20 protein-coding genes are annotated in these 17,611 nt (G+C 35.4%); 12 read left to right on the top strand and 8 right to left on the bottom strand.

The window, feature by feature from the left end; translation table 11 throughout:
- Nucleotides 1-537: 537 nt before the first annotated feature.
- The 4 genes from leuC to leuB all read left to right on the top strand — a co-directional run bounded on the left by leuC (nt 538) and on the right by leuB (nt 5,373).
- Entirely contained in the window at nt 538-1,932 is a 1,395-nt protein-coding gene (gene leuC / locus ACNQGN_RS13390) for a 3-isopropylmalate dehydratase large subunit (RefSeq protein ID WP_417988334.1), read from the top strand.
- Nucleotides 1,933-2,012: 80 nt separating this feature from the next.
- Nucleotides 2,013-2,609 carry a 3-isopropylmalate dehydratase small subunit gene (gene leuD, locus ACNQGN_RS13385; protein ID WP_417988333.1) on the top strand — a complete coding sequence of 199 codons (597 nt, stop codon included), beginning with the start codon at nt 2,013-2,015 and terminating at the stop codon, nt 2,607-2,609.
- A gap of 138 nt (nt 2,610-2,747) precedes the next feature.
- On the top strand, nt 2,748-4,283 hold the full coding sequence (locus ACNQGN_RS13380) for an alpha-isopropylmalate synthase regulatory domain-containing protein (protein ID WP_417988332.1): 1,536 nt from the start codon (nt 2,748-2,750) through the stop codon (nt 4,281-4,283).
- 28 nt (nt 4,284-4,311) lie between these two features.
- Nucleotides 4,312-5,373 (top strand): 3-isopropylmalate dehydrogenase, encoded by a 1,062-nt coding sequence (gene leuB / locus ACNQGN_RS13375; RefSeq protein WP_417988331.1) that lies wholly within the window; start codon nt 4,312-4,314, stop codon nt 5,371-5,373.
- Between the two features lie 109 nt (nt 5,374-5,482).
- On the opposite strand, the gene ACNQGN_RS13370 is transcribed toward leuB, so the two are convergent.
- On the bottom strand, nt 5,483-5,845 hold the full coding sequence (locus ACNQGN_RS13370; protein ID WP_099713722.1) for an RNA recognition motif domain-containing protein: 363 nt from the start codon (nt 5,843-5,845) through the stop codon (nt 5,483-5,485).
- Between the two features lie 166 nt (nt 5,846-6,011).
- On the bottom strand, nt 6,012-6,482 hold the full coding sequence (locus ACNQGN_RS13365) for a DUF6252 domain-containing protein (protein ID WP_417988330.1): 471 nt from the start codon (nt 6,480-6,482) through the stop codon (nt 6,012-6,014).
- Nucleotides 6,483-6,679: 197 nt separating this feature from the next.
- Between ACNQGN_RS13365 and ACNQGN_RS13360 the strand changes: the two genes are divergently transcribed.
- The 7 genes from ACNQGN_RS13360 to ACNQGN_RS13330 all read left to right on the top strand — a co-directional run bounded on the left by ACNQGN_RS13360 (nt 6,680) and on the right by ACNQGN_RS13330 (nt 12,734).
- A complete protein-coding gene (locus ACNQGN_RS13360; RefSeq protein ID WP_416853174.1) occupies nt 6,680-7,240 on the top strand; it encodes a 30S ribosomal protein S16 in 561 nt (186 codons plus the stop codon).
- Between the two features lie 15 nt (nt 7,241-7,255).
- A complete protein-coding gene (gene rimM, locus ACNQGN_RS13355) occupies nt 7,256-7,780 on the top strand; it encodes a ribosome maturation factor RimM (protein WP_417988329.1) in 525 nt (174 codons plus the stop codon).
- A gap of 138 nt (nt 7,781-7,918) precedes the next feature.
- A complete protein-coding gene (locus ACNQGN_RS13350) occupies nt 7,919-8,626 on the top strand; it encodes a tRNA1(Val) (adenine(37)-N6)-methyltransferase (protein ID WP_417988328.1) in 708 nt (235 codons plus the stop codon).
- A 235-nt stretch (nt 8,627-8,861) separates the two neighbouring features.
- Nucleotides 8,862-10,040 (top strand): acyl-CoA dehydrogenase family protein, encoded by a 1,179-nt coding sequence (locus ACNQGN_RS13345; RefSeq protein ID WP_417988327.1) that lies wholly within the window; start codon nt 8,862-8,864, stop codon nt 10,038-10,040.
- 92 nt (nt 10,041-10,132) lie between these two features.
- Nucleotides 10,133-10,915, top strand: coding sequence for a DUF3050 domain-containing protein (locus ACNQGN_RS13340; RefSeq protein WP_417988326.1), 783 nt, complete (start codon nt 10,133-10,135; stop codon nt 10,913-10,915).
- A gap of 69 nt (nt 10,916-10,984) precedes the next feature.
- Entirely contained in the window at nt 10,985-11,755 is a 771-nt protein-coding gene (locus tag ACNQGN_RS13335) for an SGNH/GDSL hydrolase family protein (protein WP_417988325.1), read from the top strand.
- A gap of 82 nt (nt 11,756-11,837) precedes the next feature.
- Nucleotides 11,838-12,734 carry a serine/threonine protein phosphatase gene (locus ACNQGN_RS13330; protein ID WP_417988324.1) on the top strand — a complete coding sequence of 299 codons (897 nt, stop codon included), beginning with the start codon at nt 11,838-11,840 and terminating at the stop codon, nt 12,732-12,734.
- 37 nt (nt 12,735-12,771) lie between these two features.
- Here ACNQGN_RS13330 and ACNQGN_RS13325 read toward each other — a convergent pair whose 3' ends face one another.
- From ACNQGN_RS13325 to ACNQGN_RS13315, 3 genes are all read right to left on the bottom strand, one after another.
- On the bottom strand, nt 12,772-13,089 hold the full coding sequence (locus tag ACNQGN_RS13325; protein ID WP_417988323.1) for a 2Fe-2S iron-sulfur cluster-binding family protein: 318 nt from the start codon (nt 13,087-13,089) through the stop codon (nt 12,772-12,774).
- Between the two features lie 183 nt (nt 13,090-13,272).
- On the bottom strand, nt 13,273-13,512 hold the full coding sequence (locus tag ACNQGN_RS13320) for a NifU family protein (protein ID WP_103998375.1): 240 nt from the start codon (nt 13,510-13,512) through the stop codon (nt 13,273-13,275).
- Nucleotides 13,513-13,575: 63 nt separating this feature from the next.
- On the bottom strand, nt 13,576-14,703 hold the full coding sequence (locus ACNQGN_RS13315; RefSeq protein ID WP_417988322.1) for an Mrp/NBP35 family ATP-binding protein: 1,128 nt from the start codon (nt 14,701-14,703) through the stop codon (nt 13,576-13,578).
- A 282-nt stretch (nt 14,704-14,985) separates the two neighbouring features.
- Here ACNQGN_RS13315 and ACNQGN_RS13310 point away from each other — a divergent pair, with 282 nt between their 5' ends.
- Nucleotides 14,986-15,576: a hypothetical protein gene (locus ACNQGN_RS13310; protein WP_417988321.1), complete on the top strand. Its 591-nt coding sequence runs from the start codon at nt 14,986-14,988 to the stop codon at nt 15,574-15,576.
- 43 nt (nt 15,577-15,619) lie between these two features.
- Here the strand turns inward: ACNQGN_RS13310 and ACNQGN_RS13305 are convergent, their stop codons facing one another.
- From ACNQGN_RS13305 to trmB, 3 genes are read right to left on the bottom strand one after another with little or no spacing between them, the layout of a single operon-like run.
- Nucleotides 15,620-15,949, bottom strand: coding sequence for an MGMT family protein (locus tag ACNQGN_RS13305; RefSeq protein ID WP_417988320.1), 330 nt, complete (start codon nt 15,947-15,949; stop codon nt 15,620-15,622).
- Nucleotides 15,950-15,995: 46 nt separating this feature from the next.
- A complete protein-coding gene (locus ACNQGN_RS13300; RefSeq protein ID WP_417988319.1) occupies nt 15,996-16,631 on the bottom strand; it encodes a LysE family transporter in 636 nt (211 codons plus the stop codon).
- Nucleotides 16,632-16,683: 52 nt separating this feature from the next.
- Nucleotides 16,684-17,361, bottom strand: a complete 678-nt coding sequence (gene trmB, locus ACNQGN_RS13295) for a tRNA (guanosine(46)-N7)-methyltransferase TrmB (RefSeq protein WP_417988399.1) — start codon at nt 17,359-17,361, stop codon at nt 16,684-16,686.
- Nucleotides 17,362-17,611: the final 250 nt, after the last annotated feature.

The raw sequence follows: 17,611 nt of genomic DNA, 5'->3' as shown, positions 1-17,611 counted from the left end.
CGATTTATTCCCTCTTTTAGTCTAAAATCATTTCTTAATGAACTTGCAAAAAGAGAAATAAACATGCCGTGTCTTTTTTTGGATGTCGTAGTATTTTATCAAAACAAATAGAAGTAAAATCACTAAAAAAATACTGCTTTAGTTATGAAAAAGATCAAAATAACTTATGCCGTCGAAAATAAAACACCTTGTTATTTTTGTTAATTATTACGTTTTTTAATCGTTTTGTTATATTTTTTAAATCAAAAAACCCTCATTTACACCAAAATAGCTATAATTTTGCAAATTATCAAATTGGACTTATTTAAAATACAAATAGCTTTAAAAAGAAATTTAATATCAAAAAAAAAAGAAGGCACTGCAACTACAAACCTATAACAGAAGAGGTAAGGTGTTATAAAAACAGTTTGGGTATCGTATATAATGAAATATTAAAATTGACAGCCTTTTTTATTTTTTTAAATTTGTTCCAATTGTTACAACTTTATGTAAATAATTTGGTTGTAAAAGAAGAAATACACTTAAAAAATATTTAAAATGAGTACTACATTATTTGACAAAGTATGGGATTCGCATGTTGTGCGTAAAATTGAAGATGGACCAGATGTGTTTTTTATTGACCGTCATTTCATCCATGAAGTTACTAGTCCTGTAGCTTTTTTAGGTTTAAAAGAAAGAGGTATCACGGTTTTATACCCAGAACGCACTTTTGCAACTGCCGACCATAATACACCAACAATAAATCAACATTTGCCTGTTGCTGACGCTTTATCTGCCAATCAGCTAAAAGCATTGGAAGATAACGCAGCAGAATATGGCATATCTCACTGGGGATTAGGTCATCAAAAAAATGGAATTGTACACGTAGTCGGTCCTGAAAACGGAATTACTTTGCCTGGTGCAACTATTGTTTGTGGAGATTCACATACATCTACTCACGGTGCATTTGGCGCTATTGCATTTGGTATTGGGACTTCCGAGGTTGAAATGGTAATGGCAACACAATGTATCATGCAACCGAAACCAAAGAAAATGCGTATCAACGTAAATGGTGAATTAAGTAAAGGTGTGGGTCCAAAAGACGTCGCACTTTATATTATTTCTAAATTAACTACTTCTGGAGGTACAGGATATTTTGCAGAATATGCCGGAGATGTTTTTGAAAACATGTCTATGGAAGGCCGTATGACCGTTTGTAACTTGAGTATTGAAATGGGTGCTCGTGGCGGTATGATCGCTCCTGACCAAAAAACATTCGATTTCTTAGAAGGAAGATTATATGCTCCAAAAGGCGAAGCTTGGGATAAAGCGGTTGCGTATTGGAAAACGTTAAAAACGGATGCAGATGCTATTTTTGACGCAGAATTAAACATCAATGCTTCGGATATCGAACCAATGATTACTTATGGTACAAATCCTGGAATGGGAATTGGTATCTCTAAAAATATTCCAAATGCTAACCAAGTTGAAGGTGGCGAGGAAACATACAAAAAATCTTTAGCCTACATGGGCTTTGAAGAAAACGACGTAATGATTGGCAAACCAATTGATTTTGTTTTCTTAGGAAGTTGTACTAATGGTAGAATTGAAGACTTCAGAGCTTTTACAGCAATTGTAAAAGGAAGAAAAAAAGCAGACAATGTTACGGCTTGGTTAGTTCCAGGTTCTCACGTAGTAGAAGCTCAGATCAAAGAAGAAGGTCTTTTGGATATTCTTACGGAAGCTGGTTTCGTATTGCGTCAGCCAGGTTGTTCCGCTTGTTTAGCAATGAATGATGATAAAGTACCTGCAGGAAAATATGCAGTAAGTACTTCAAACAGAAACTTTGAAGGTCGTCAAGGTCCAGGTTCAAGAACATTATTGGCAAGTCCAATTATGGCCGCTGCTGCTGCGGTTACCGGAAAACTTACAGACCCTAGGGATTTATTCTAGAATTCTGACTTCAAAAAAACAATATAAAACTACTGTAAACAAGGTAGATACCTAATGACACAGTATCAAATAAAATAAAAATGGCATACGATAAATTTAACATCCTTACCAGTAGTGCAGTGCCACTACCAATAGAAAACGTTGATACCGATCAAATTATCCCAGCGCGTTTCTTGAAAGCTACAAAACGTGAAGCTTTTGGAGACAATCTTTTCAGAGATTGGAGATACAACGGAGATGATACTCCAAAAGCTGATTTTGTATTGAATGACGCAACTTACAGTGGAAAAATATTAGTAGGCGGAAAAAACTTTGGTTCAGGTTCTTCAAGAGAGCATGCAGCTTGGGCAGTTTATGATTATGGATTCCGTGCGGTTGTTTCAAGTTTCTTTGCAGACATCTTCAAAGGAAACTGCTTAAACATTGGTGTTTTACCAGTTCAAGTTAGCCCAGAATTTGCTGAAACTATCTTCAATGCTATTGAAGCTGATCCAAAGACAGAATTAGAAATAAATCTTCCTGAACAAACCATTACACTAAAAACAACTGGTCAAAAAGAATCTTTTGATATCTCCGGATACAAAAAAGACAATATGATCAATGGCTTTGATGATATTGATTACCTACAAAACATCAAAGAAGAAATTGTTGGGTTTGCCAATAAGCTTCCTTACTAGAAACAAACAATAAAAATGCAGTTATCTTATGCTCAACATTATTGTTAAGCCAGATAACTGCTTTTACCATTTTATAAAATACAACAACAAGACTTCAAAATTACTGAAGTCGAAACCACTTTTAGCATCAGATTTATAATGGAAAAAAGAAAAATTGAAATAATGGATACGACACTCCGAGACGGTGAACAAACATCGGGAGTATCATTTTCTGCTGCAGAAAAACTAACCATTGCACAATTATTGCTGGAAGAATTAAATATTGACAGAATCGAAATTGCGTCGGCACGCGTAAGTGAAGGCGAATTTCAAGGCGTAAAAGGTATAATGACCTGGGCTGATGAGAAAAAATATTCTAACCGAATAGAAGTTTTAACATTTGTTGATGGTGGACTTTCAATAGATTGGATGAAAAAAACTGGAGCAAAAGTTCAGAATTTATTAACCAAAGGCTCTCTCAACCATTTAACACATCAACTAAAGAAAACGCCTGAACAACACTTTACTGAAATTGCTCAAGCTATTGCTTTGGCTCAAGAAAACAACATTGAGACCAATGTGTATTTAGAAGACTGGAGTAACGGAATGCGCAACTCACCAGAATATGTGTTTCAGTATTTAGATTTTTTGACAAAACAACCTATAAAAAGAGTCTTGTTACCTGACACTTTAGGAGTTTTGATACCTTCTGAAACTTTTGATTTTATTTCAAAAATTATTGCGAGATACCCAAATACTCATTTTGATTTTCACGCCCATAACGACTACGATTTAAGTATCGCCAATGTAATGGAAGCAGTGAAAGCTGGTATTCAAGGACTTCACGTAACGGTAAACGGAATGGGAGAACGTGCTGGAAATGCACCGCTTGAAAGCACCGTTGCCGTAATTAATGACTTTTTGCCAGAAATAAAAATTGGGGTAAAAGAATCTTCACTGTACTCTGTGAGTAAATTGGTAGAAACTTTCACCGGCTATAGAATTCCTGCAAACAAACCTATCGTTGGAGACAATGTATTTACCCAAACAGCAGGTATCCATGCTGATGGAGACAACAAAAATAATTTATATTTTAATGATTTACTGCCGGAACGTTTTGGACGAAAACGAAAGTACGCATTAGGAAAAACATCTGGCAAAGCTAATATCGAAAAAAATCTTCAGGAATTAGGTTTAAAATTGAACCCTGAGGATCTAAAATTAGTCACTCAACGCATCATTGAATTGGGCGATAAAAAAGAAACCGTTACCAAAGAAGACTTACCTTATATTATTTCTGATGTTTTAGACAGTCAGACTTATGAAGAGCGAATTGCGGTGGAATCTTATGTATTGGTACATGCCAAAGGAATGCGCCCTTCCACTACGCTCTGTTTAAAAATAGACGGTGAAATCATAGAAGAAAATGCGCAAGGTGATGGACAATTTGATGCTTTTATGAATGCACTGGCAAAAATATACAAAAGCAAAAAAATGGAATTGCCAAAATTGACCGACTATGCAGTGCGAATTCCGCCCGGAAGTAGTTCTGATGCATTGTGCGAAACCATAATTACATGGACTAATAATGGGAAAGAATTTAAAACAAGGGGACTAGATTCAGACCAAACAGTTGCTGCAATCATCGCTACCCAGAAGATGTTGAATGTGGTTACAGCCCCCAACAATAAATAAAAAACTATACTAATATAAAACATACCTAATGAAATTTAACATAGCCCTTTTAGCCGGAGACGGAATTGGACCAGAAGTAATCAATGAAGCTGTAAAAGTTTCTAATGCTATTGCAAAAAAATTTAACCATGAAATCACTTGGACTCCAGCTCTGACAGGAGCTTGTGCTATTGATGCAGTAGGAGTTCCTTATCCTGATGAAACGCATGAAATTTGCATGAAAGCGGATGCAGTTTTGTTTGGGGCTATTGGACACCCAAAATACGATAATGATCCAAAAGCAACCGTGAGACCGGAACAAGGTTTATTATTAATGCGCAAAAAGTTAGGTTTGTTTGCCAATGTACGCCCTACATTTACATTCCCATCTTTGATTGATAACTCTCCTTTGAAAAGAGAACGTATCGAAGGAACCGACTTGATCTTTTTAAGAGAACTTACCGGAGGAATTTATTTTGGCGAAAAAGGAAGAAAAGACGATGGCGAAACCGCTTTTGACACTTGCACTTACACAAGAACAGAAGTAAAACGTTTAGCTAAAAAAGGATTTGAACTAGCTATGACACGTTCAAAGAAATTGTGCTGCGTTGATAAAGCAAATGTAATGGAGACTTCTCGTTTATGGAGAGAAACAGTACAAGCGATGGAAAAAGAGTATCCTGAAGTAACTGTAAGTTATGAATTTGTGGATGCAGTAGCTATGCGTTTAGTGCAATGGCCAAACTCTTATGACGTTTTGATTACAGAAAACTTATTTGGAGATATACTAACCGATGAAGCTTCTGTAATCTCAGGTTCTATGGGATTAATGCCATCTGCATCAGTTGGAGAACACACTTCACTATATGAACCTATTCATGGTTCTTACCCACAAGCGACAGGATTGAACATCGCTAATCCATTAGCGACAGTACTATCTGCTGCAATGATGTTTGAAGACGCTTTTGGATTAAAAGAAGAAGCAGAAGCAATTAGAGCTGTAGTTAATAAATCATTGGAACAAGGAATTGTAACAGAGGATTTAGCTGGAAAAGATGCAAAAACGTACAAAACTAGCGAAGTTGGAGACTGGTTAGTTGCAAATTTGTAAAATAATTATTCCTTTAAAGATGCATTACATTGCATCTTTAAAGGAATATATACCAACCAAAAAAGGTGTCAATAAATTGACACCTTTTTTTATATTGTAGAAAAAAATATTAATATCCTCCTCTGTTTCCACCACCACGGTTATCTCCACCACGGCTGTTTCCACCACCATAACCACCGCGTGAATCTCCACCACGACTGTTATTGTTAAAACTTCTTCTTTCCCCTTCTGGTTTTGGTTCAGATTTGTTTACTACAATCGCACGTCCTTGAACAGTTGCACCGTTCAATTCATCAATTGCTTTTTGAGCTTCGTCATCATTTGGCATCTCAACAAAACCAAATCCTTTACTTCTTCCAGTAAATTTATCAGTAATAATTTTAACTGAATCAACTGCTCCGTAAGCCTCGAAAGACTCTCTTAAATCTGCTTCCTCAATACTGAATGGAAGACTTCCAACAAAAATATTCATATGTACTTATTTAAATAATAAAACAAATGTACTCTTATTTTTTTCTAATCTACTATAGATTAGCTTATTTCTGTTTTTTATTTTAAATCTTAAAAGAAAAAGAATATTCTAAAGCACTTAATTTAAGCATTTTTAGAACACAACCAGTGCTATTTTATTGAATAAGCTATTGAACTGGCACTTTATAAAAAACACCTTGCTGAAAATTCACAAGAAGACTAACTAACTCGTTATTGTCAGTATTTTCTGCATTAAATTTAAATGTACCGCTAACCGTTTTGTTCACTTCATCATAATCCGTGATCACAATCTGACCATCTCCAATACCAAAACCTGTAGAATAAGTACTTACAACACCTGTTGCATCTGTAACAACGTAAGTCACTTTTTTAGACTCGCTAGTTCCTAAAAAATAGCTTTGAGCCTGAGTAGAAGTTATCTTTATAGATAATGTTTCATTTCGGGTATAAGCTTCAATAAGCAAAGATCCATCAGGAGCCAATGTTGCTTTTGATTCTACCGCCCTCCAAAACACATTATCTTTCAAACCTTGCAAGGAAGGGCTATTAAATCTAATATCTTCCTCACAAGAAACTAAGGAAAAAATCACGACAATTAAAAGAAAATATTTTTTCATATCAATGCATCTTTTAAACAAAAGTATGATATTCTACCTAAAAAATATAAAATAGAAGTAAAAATTACACGCCTAATAAAACCTAACACATTACCAATCATTAAAATACTGTTCCCGTTAGCATTTATCAATAAAAAATGTATCTTTGCACCCTTAATTAATCGAGGTCGAGTACCTCAAAATTTAATCACAAGATTATGTCAGTAAAAATTAGATTACAAAGACACGGTAAAAAAGGAAAACCTTTTTACTGGGTTGTAGCAGCAGATGCTCGCTCAAAAAGAGATGGTAAATACTTAGAAAAAATCGGTACTTACAATCCAAACACAAACCCAGCAACTATCGACTTGAACCTTGATAGTGCAGTAAAATGGTTGCACAATGGTGCACAACCAACTGATACTGCAAAAGCAATTCTTTCTTACAAAGGAGCTTTATTGAAACATCACCTTGACGGTGGTATCCGTAAAGGTGCCTTAACTCAAGAACAAGCTGATGCAAAATTAGCTACTTGGTTAGAAGCAAAATCTGGAAAAGTTGATGCTAAAAAAGAAGGTTTAACAAAAGCGCAAGCTGATGCTAAAGCTAAAGCTTTTAAAGCGGAACAAGATGTTAATGCTAAACGTTTAGCTGCAGCTGCTCAAGCAGAAGCTGACGCTATCGCTGCTGCAACTCCGGCTGTTGAAGAAGAAGTTGCTGAAGTTGAAGCTGAAGAAGCTCCTGCTGCAGAAGAAAATAACGAAACAACTGAAGCATAATTTTAGAAGGCGAACATGCGTAAAGAAGATTGTTTCTATTTAGGTAAAATCGCTAAAAAATTTAGTTTCAAAGGGGAAGTTCTTGCCTATTTAGATACGGACGAACCTGAGTTATACGAAAACTTGGAATCAGTGTTTGTTGAATGCAACAAGCACTTGGTTCCTTTTTTTATTGAAAGTAGCTCACTCCACAAAAATGATTTTCTTAGAATTCGTTTTGAAGACATGAATACCGAAGAAGATGCCGATGCCATTATAGGCAACGCAATTTATCTTCCCTTAAATATGTTGCCAAAACTTACCGGCAATAAATTTTACTTCCATGAAGTAATTGGTTTTGAAGTTGAAGACAAACGCCTTGGTGTTGTTGGAAAAATTCAATCCATAAATGACTCTACTGCCCAGCCTCTTTTTGAAGTTTTAAATGGCGATGTAGAAATCCTTATCCCTATGATTGATCATTTCCTTGTTAAAATTGACAGAGAAAACAAAAAAGTCATCATGGATTTACCAGAAGGATTGATTGAAATGTATCTTTAAAAGAAATTAAATTCGGTTATATTTTTATTCAGTTAATCACTGAAATCAAAGACTTCATTAGATGATCTTTTTATTGAAGTCCAATACATTATCTTTTACAAAAATCTGAACTCAAAAAATCGTTAATCTACAATCTCAATGTTTACTTTCAAAAAATTCTCCATCCAACAAGATCGTTGTGCCATGAAAATTGGGACTGACGGCGTTTTACTTGGCGCTTGGACACCTATTGAAAATAACCCATTTAGTATTTTAGATATTGGAGCCGGAACAGGAGTAATCGCTTTAATGCTTGCACAAAGAAGCAATGCTGAACAAATTGATGCCTTAGAAATCGACGAAGAAGCGTACGAACAATCCGTAGATAATTTTGAAAACTCCCCTTGGAGTGATCGTTTATTCTGTTTTCATGCTGGTTTGGATGAATTTGTAGAAGAACCAGAAGACGAATACGATTTAATAGTTTCCAACCCCCCATTTTACACTGAAGATTACAAATCCGAAAACGAACAGCGCGATTTAGCCCGTTTTACTGATGCAATGCCATTTGAAGATTTGATCGAAGCTGCCGCTTTACTCCTCTCTGAAAACGGCATACTCTCTGTCATAATTCCTTTTAAAGAAGAAGAACATTTCTTGGCTCTTGCCAAAGAATATGAATTACATCCTTTAAAAATTACTCGGGTAAAAGGAACTCCAACTACTGAGATCAAGCGTAGTTTACTGGCTTTTAGCCGAAATGAAAAGACTGATTTCTTGATAGACGAATTGACCATTGAAACTGCCAGGCATATTTATACTCCCGAATACATTTCATTGACTAATGCGTTTTATTTGAAAATGTAATTCGGAACTTTATCTCTATACATCAACTTCTCTATTTAAATAAATTTCAGATCTCAATTAGCTATTTTATTGTAAATTAGTAGTCAATGACTTTTTTCATTCAAACTACACATTAAAAACACCCTATTTGATTGCAAAATTTGCCATTTTCAATTAAAATGGTAAAAATATAACATTTGTTAATGCTTTTGTTATATTTCTTTATGTAAATTTGCCCTATAAAAATTACCGAACCATGAAACCAGACTTATTTCAAGCTCCCGATTATTACAACCTTGACGACTTACTAACAGAAGAACATAAATTAGTACGTGATTCTGCTCGTGCATGGGTAAAACGTGAAGTCTCTCCTATCATAGAAGAATATGCTCAAAAAGCTGAATTCCCAAAACAAATCATAAAAGGTTTGGGTGAAATTGGTGGTTTTGGCCCCTATATTCCAGAAGAATATGGTGGTGCAGGTCTAGACCAGATTTCATATGGTTTAATTATGCAGGAAATAGAGCGCGGTGATTCTGGCGTACGTTCTACCTCATCCGTGCAATCTTCTTTGGTGATGTATCCAATTTGGAAATACGGAAACGAAGAACAACGTATGAAATACTTACCAAAACTGGCTACAGGAGAATTCATGGGCTGCTTTGGATTAACTGAACCTAATTACGGTTCTGATCCCGGAAGCATGATTACGAACTTTAAAGACATGGGTGATCACTACTTGTTGAATGGTGCCAAAATGTGGATTTCGAACGCACCATTTGCTGACATCGCAATTGTTTGGGCAAAAAATGAAGAAGGAAGAATTCACGGTTTAATTGTTGAACGAGGAATGGAAGGTTTTACCACACCCGAAACACACAACAAATGGTCACTTCGCGCATCTTCTACAGGAGAGTTGATTTTTGACAATGTAAAAGTACCTAAAGAAAATTTGTTGCCAAATAAATCTGGATTAGGAGCGCCACTAGGCTGCCTCGATTCAGCTCGTTACGGAATTGCCTGGGGCGCTATTGGCGCGGCAATGGATTGTTATGATACGGCTTTGCGCTATGCTAAAGAAAGAATCCAATTCGACAAACCTATTGCAGGAACACAACTACAACAAAAGAAATTAGCTGAAATGATCACTGAAATCACAAAAGCACAACTATTGACCTGGAGATTAGGAGTTTTAAGAAATGAAGGTAAAGCAACAACAGCTCAAATCTCAATGGCAAAAAGAAACAATGTAGACATGGCGATTACTATTGCTCGCGAAGCCCGACAGATATTAGGTGGAATGGGAATTACCGGAGAATATTCTATTATGCGCCACATGATGAACCTGGAATCCGTAATTACATACGAAGGAACACATGACATTCACTTATTAATCACAGGAATGGACATAACCGGAATTGCAGCTTTTAAATAGACATAAACGACTATTAAAGTATTTATAAAATTGATAGTAAAAGCTTCTTGGAAACAAGAAGCTTTTTTATATTTACATAAAAATACCACAAAATGAACATAGCGACAATCAACAATAGGATTCAGCCCCAGAAAGAACTATTGTTACAGCATTCTTTATACAAAAAAGTAAAAACCATTGAGGACTTACAATGCTTCCTCAAGAGCCACGTCTATGCGGTTTGGGATTTTATGTCACTATTAAAAGCATTACAATCCAAGTTAACCTGTACAACAACTCCTTGGTTCGCCACAGAAAATCCAGAAACCAGATATTTAATAAACGAAATAGTCCTTGCTGAAGAATCAGATTTAACTATTGACGGCCGTCGCCAAAGTCATTATGAAATGTACATTGAAGCAATGACAGCGTGTGGCGCCGACACTGCAGGAATTGAACAATTTCTATTAGAAGTAAATTCACTTAAAAATATATTTGTAGCTATTAAAAAAAGCAACTTACACCCTAATATAAAAGCATTTTTAGATTTCACTTTCAGAGTGATTGAAGAAGGAAAATCACATGAAATCGCCGCAGCTTTTACGTTTGGAAGAGAAGATCTGATTCCGAGTATGTTCACTGAAATTTTAAAAAACTTTCAAGCTAATTTTCCTAAAAAAGATTTGAGCAAGCTAATTTATTATTTCGAAAGACATATCGAATTAGACGCTGATGATCATGGGCCCATGGCTATGAAAATGATAACCGAACTTTGCGGAACTGACACACAAAAATGGCTAGATGTCGAAGAAATTTCTATTTTAGCTTTAGAAAAACGTATCGGACTTTGGGATGCGATCGAAGAAACCATTACGATGAATTTGGAATTAGCGTAAAAGTAAAACCAATACCTTCAAATAAACGTAACTATTATTTAGAAATGACACATCACTAATTTCAAAATAATGAAAAACAAATACCAGATAATAGTTGCGTTCTTTTTATTCCTTTTTGTTACAGGTTGCAGCAGTGAAAATCCGATTGCTATAACAAACACCTCACCAGTAACAGCCCCTACCATTGTTCCAACTCCAATACCCATTACTGTTCCGCAAACACAAAATCAAACCTTTCGTTATTTAGGGCTTGGAGACAGTTACACTATTGGACAGAGTGTCTGTGAAATTTGCCGATTTCCCGAACAATTACTAAAAAGGTTAAGCAATTTAAATCCAAACAATACCTTTTCTTTAAAGCTTATTGCACAAACAGGCTGGACCACCACCAACTTAATTTCGGCAATTGATTTACAACAGCCTGCGCCAAACTATGATCTGGTCACTTTATTAATTGGAGTAAATAATCAATATCAAAACAGACTTTTTTCGGTATATGAGAAGGAATTTCCAGAATTAATAAATAAGGCTATAGCGTTGGCAAAAGGGGATAAAACCAATGTCATTGTTCTTTCTATACCAGACTATGCCTATACCCCTTATGGTCAAGGATCAGGGATTCAATCGAAGATTTCCATAGAAATAGAAACATATAATGCGTTCGCAAAGAAATATTGTACAGATAATGGTATCGAGTTTATAAATATTACGGATATCACCAGACAGGGTTTGGTGAATACCAATCTTGTTGCCCAAGATGGATTACACCCTTCGCAATTAGCGTATTCTCTATTTGTAGATCGAATTTTGTCAAAAGCAGCTACAGCAATTCAAAACTAAAAAACCCAATTGTAAAGAAGTGTTTGCATAAAACAGCTTTAACAACTGTTTTTATATATCTTTATTTTTTTAAAATAAATAAATGTCTTCCCAAGAACGATTAACAAGAGCCTACAAAGAAGCCAAAAGAATTTCTTTTGATGACCAATCAAAATTCATTCTTTTCAGTGACTGCCACAGAAGCGACAACAGCTTTGCTGACGATTTTGCAAACAATAGAAACGTCTATTTTCATGCTATGAACCATTATTATAACGATAATTTTTCTTATTGTGAGTTGGGTGATGGTGATGAATTATGGGAAAACATTTTTTTTAAAACCATTTTCGAAGCACATAAAAACGTATATCTCTTACTGAAGAAATTTCACGATTCCAATCGATATTATAAAATTTGGGGAAACCACGAAATGACTTTTCGAGATAAAGATCATGTAGAAAAAACGCTAACGACTTATACAAACACCCAAAACGACAGACTTGAGCCTTTATTTACCGGTATAAAATGCCATGAAGCCATAGTATTAGTTCATCAGCAAACCAAGCAGGAACTGTTTTTAACTCATGGTCACCAAGCCGATTTTATGAATTATATTGGCTGGAAAATCAATAGGTTAATGGTACGTATACTGTGGAAACCGTTACAGATTTGGGGAATATCTGACCCAACAAGCCCAGCCAAGAATTATATAGAACGGATAAAAGTCGAACTGCGTATAAAAAAATGGATCGAGACTAACAATAGAATAATTACAATTGTAGGGCATACACACCGTCCCAGTTTTTCTTATCCAAATGAAAACTCAACGCCTTATTTTAATGATGGAAGCTGCGTACATCCCAGAAGCATAACCGGAATTGAAATTGCAGATGGAACCATCACGTTGATAAAATGGTTTATTGACACTAAAGAGAATGGTATTTTACAAATTGTGAGAGAAGTGCTCGAAGGTCCAACCAATCTAAAAGATTATAAGTAAAAAAAAAGCGTCTACCAAGGTAAACACTTTTTTCATTTTAATTTTCCGGAGCCAACTCTAATTCTAACCCTTCGAGGCTTTCAGTGATTGGAATTTGACAACCCAAACGACTGTTGGTTTTTACATAGAAAGCTTCTGACAGCATAGCTTCTTCATCATCGCCCATTTCAGGTAGTGCAACGTCATTAAGGACATAACACTGACAAGACGCACACATGGCCATCCCGCCACAGGTTCCTTCAACAGGAAGCTCGTACGCTTTACATAATTCCATGATGTTCATGGCCATATCTGTAGGAGCCTGCAATTCATGTACTACTCCTTCTCTATCTTTAATTTTTATTAATACATCCATTTTTTACTATTTGGAATTGGTTGATTTATCAATTGTATTTTCGAATATCTTAAACGGTATTCCGATTGCTTTGCCTGAAGCCAAAGCCTTCTACCGAAGTAGCGCAGATATCCCGACCATTTTAAAAAAACCCACTACCCGTTCTGAGCAGCTTTTTTCTTAAAAGGGACATGCACTATTCATTTATAAGATATTTACAACAGTTTCTATTTGTGGAGCAAATTTTTTAATAGTGGTTTCAACGCCGGCTCGCAGTGTCATTTGGTTTACGCTGCAACTGGTACATGCTCCTTCGAGACGCACTTTTACATGCTTTCCGTCCTCGATGGAAATCAATGTGATGTCACCGCCGTCAGAATTCAAAAAAGGTCTGATTTCTTCGAGTGCTTTTTGAACTTCTAATGTTAATTCTTCTGTTGTCATAATTATTTTATTGGATTTTTAGACTGCTGGATTTTTAAATCTTCCAAACAACTAAATTTCAATTTATTTTTTTACTGCTGAACAACCTGCCATCGTTGTAATTTTAACAGCTTCAGTAGCGGGCAGACTTTCATTTCTGCTTACCACTTCTCGTACCACATTTCTCGTGATTTCCTCAAAAACAGTTTCAATAATTGAACCTGTTTGCATAGCTGCAGGACGACCGTAATCCCCCGCTTCACGGATTGACTGTACAATTGGCACTTCTCCAAGGAATGGAACATCTAAATCTTCTGCAAGATTTCTGGCTCCTTCTTTTCCAAAGATATAATATTTATTTCCAGGCAATTCTTCAGGCGTAAAGTACGCCATGTTTTCAATAATCCCCAATACCGGGACATTTATAGCATCTGACATAAACATTGACACTCCTTTTTTAGCATCAGCCAAAGCTACTGCTTGCGGAGTACTTACAATGACAACACCCGTAATTGGTAACGATTGTACAATTGAAAGATGAATATCCCCTGTTCCTGGTGGCAAATCGATTAACATAAAATCTAATTCTCCCCAGTCCGCATCAAAAATCATTTGATTCAATGCTTTAGAAGCCATTGGCCCTCTCCAGATTACCGCTTGACTCGGTGCTGTAAAAAAACCTATAGAAAGAATTTTTACTTCATAACTTTCTACGGGTTTCATTTTTGATTTCCCATCGACCATTACAGAGATCGGTTTTTCACTTTCTACGTCAAACATAATCGGCATAGATGGTCCGTAAATATCTGCGTCAAGGATTCCAACTGAAAAACCCATTTTCGCTAATGATACAGCCAAATTTGCAGTAACAGTAGATTTTCCCACACCCCCTTTACCGGAGGCAACTCCTATGATATTCTTTATTCCTGGTATTGATTTTCCCTTAACTTCTGGTTTATCCGGAACCTCAACTTTACTATTGATTTTAATTTTAGCATCTGGAGATACTAATTCAAGAATTGTCTTTTTGATATCATCTTCAGCACGCTTCTTAATGTGCATTGCCGGGGTGTGTAAAACTAAATCTACTACAACCTCATCACCAAAAGTAATAACATTAGCAATTGCACCACTTTCAACCATGTTTTTTCCTTCTCCTGCTATAGTAATCGTTTCTAAAGCTTTAAGAATATCTTTCCTATCTAATTTCATTTTTAGTTTATTGTTTTCTATTAGCATTTTACCGCCAGAATATTATCTTTATTTAAACTGATTTCAGATTGCAAAGATACTATGAAAAGTTCTTATTATAAAGGTTTTGCATTGCATTTATTGATATTGGAATTGGCGACGATTATTTGAGAATTTTGGCGTTATAATTTCTCAATAGCAACCCACGGAGAAGGTGTAAAAACTTTTTTTAATTCAATCGGAAAAACAACATTATAACCCCGATAAAACAAAATATATATTTTAAATTTATAAGAAAAAATCATGGGATTAAGTTTTCATTATAAGGGAGCTCTTAAAAACCCTCTACTTTTAAAAAATATGATTGAAGAGGTGGCTGATATTTCGCAGACCAACCAATGGAAATTTTATGTTTTTGAAGAAGTGTTTCCAAATCAAGCATTTAGCGTTGATTCCTATACTGATTCCATTTATGGCATTTGTTTTAGTCCACCCAACTGTGAAGCTGTTTGCTTTACTTTTTTATCCAATGGAAAAATGTGTGCTTTTTATAATTTCGAGTCTTCGAAGGTTTCCATAAATGATTTAGACGATAATTATATATCGGTAAAAACACAATTTGCAGGCCCTGAAATTCACAAACAACTGATCCATATTTTTGATCATATCAACAAAAAATATTTTGAAAATTTTGATCTTACTGACGAGGGGAATTATTGGGAAACAAAAAACGAACAATTACTCAAAGATACATTTGAGAAACACACCAATCTAATTGATGGATTTGATAGTTTATTGGAGAATATTCCAATTGGAGACAGCGAAACTATCGAAGAGTATTTGATCCGAATAGCTGAAATGACTACTAAAAGGAACAATAAAAACAAAGATTAAAACGCTTCCAAAATTGTAAAAACTAGTACAAAACGCGAGTAAATCATTGCTCCCTAACCTTTGGTTCCCAAAAATGTTTATCAAAATCTACAATTTGGTTATCAACGACTTCCACCCCCTCATTTTCCAACAACTGCTGCATGAGATTGGTTCCGTCGAAATGAAGTTTCCCCGTCAGCAACCCTTTTCTATTGACCACTCGATGTGCAGGCACATCCTCCAGATTATGAGAAGCATTCATTGCCCAACCTACCATTCGGGCAGAGCGAGCTGTCCCCAAAGCCTTTGCAATAGCACCATAAGAAGTAACTCTTCCATAGGGAATTTGTCGTGCAATCGCATATACTCGTTCGAAAAAATTCTCGTCTGACATAGTTTTACATCTGATAAAATGACATTTCTATTTTAGCTTATAAAAACTACCTCAAATAATACCTAATGATATTGATCAGAGTGATTAAAGATATCAATCCGGTAATACTTCCTATTATAGTATTCATATTGCGCATAATGTAATCCGTTTTGTCCTGTATTTTTTGGAAGAAAGTGATATAGCAATAAAAAACTAAAGAAGATCCCAGTACCACACCGATCACAAAGATAAAAACAGAAGTCATCTCGAAAAAAAATAGATTGTAGGATGCTAAAGTTACACTTACAAAAACATAATAAGGGATAGGAAAAAAATTAAGCGCCGAAAGCAGCATTCCAAGAAAAAATCGTTTTGTACTGCTGTACTTTTTCATTTTCCCTTTTCTAATCTTTGGCTTTTTGGCGATCCAAAGAAAATAAATAGTTAAAGTAACAAAAATGCCAAATCCTGCTTCACGCATCAATATCAAAACATCAGGGCGTTTATCAATAAAGCGAGCAAACAATATAGCAAGATACGCTTGGAAAAATATAATAATAACCGCCCCTAAAACAAACCACAAAGCACTTCTTTTTCCTTCTTTTAGATTCACTTTTGCTGCTGTCATATTAATTAAGCCTGGCGGCGTAATCCCAATAAAAGCGGTAACGAAACCCAAAAGCAAAGATGTGATTAAATTCATACGCAAGGTTTTTGCATTTAAAACGATAAACTATTCGAGTTTAAATATAATGCTATTCTTTAATTTTGAATCTAATATACGTAATTGCTTTATTAATTTCCAAATATTGTTTTTCGTAAAAAGTTTGAAAAGCGGTCACTTCTTCCGGACTTCCTTCATTTACATAAACGTTATGGTTTGCATACAAAACCTCATGCCCCTCACCATGCAATAATCCTAAGGTATAACCATGCATGAATTCGCTGTCGGTTTTTAAGTTTACAACACCGTCTTTTTTGAGGATTTTTTTATACAGCTGCAAAAACTCCGAATTGGTCATTCTGTGTTTGGTGCGTTTGTATTTGATTTGTGGATCTGGAAAAGTAATCCAAATTTCATCAACTTCATTTTCGGCAAAAATATGATTGATTAATTCGATCTGGGTTCTGATAAAAGCGACATTATACAATCCGGTTTCAACCGCAGTTTTGGCACCACGCCAGAAACGGGCTCCTTTGATGTCGATTCCAATAAAATTCTTATTCGGATACCTTTCAGCTAAACCTACCGAATATTCCCCTTTTCCACAGCCCAATTCCACAACCAATGGGTTGTCATTTTTGAAGAATTCAGAGTTCCACTTTCCTTTAAGCGGAAACAGATCACCTACTACTTCCTCCCTTGTTGGTTGAAAAACATTGTTGAATGTTTCGTTTTCCTTGAACCTTTTTAATTTATTTTTACTTCCCACTTTTTCAGAATATTTCGGCAAAATTAAGGAAATATATAAGACTGAAAGGTCTAGTAGCGAAAAAATGAAAGAAATCGTTTTGAGAATCGTTACAGCGTAAGATTATTTTCGGTTTTGAGTGAAACAAAACCTATTGACAACTCCTCCAGCTTAAGCGTTGAGGATTCTTGGAAAAAGCTTGCCTCAACAGGCTACTTTAGCTTCCATGAGAAATTGCCCTTTCTCCAAAATATTATTTGCGGCGTTTAGA

The organism is Flavobacterium rhamnosi (genome assembly GCF_048286515.1).
Classification (GTDB): domain Bacteria; phylum Bacteroidota; class Bacteroidia; order Flavobacteriales; family Flavobacteriaceae; genus Flavobacterium.
Note: the sequence above shows the minus strand (reverse complement) of the source record. Positions and strands in the feature narration are given on the sequence as shown.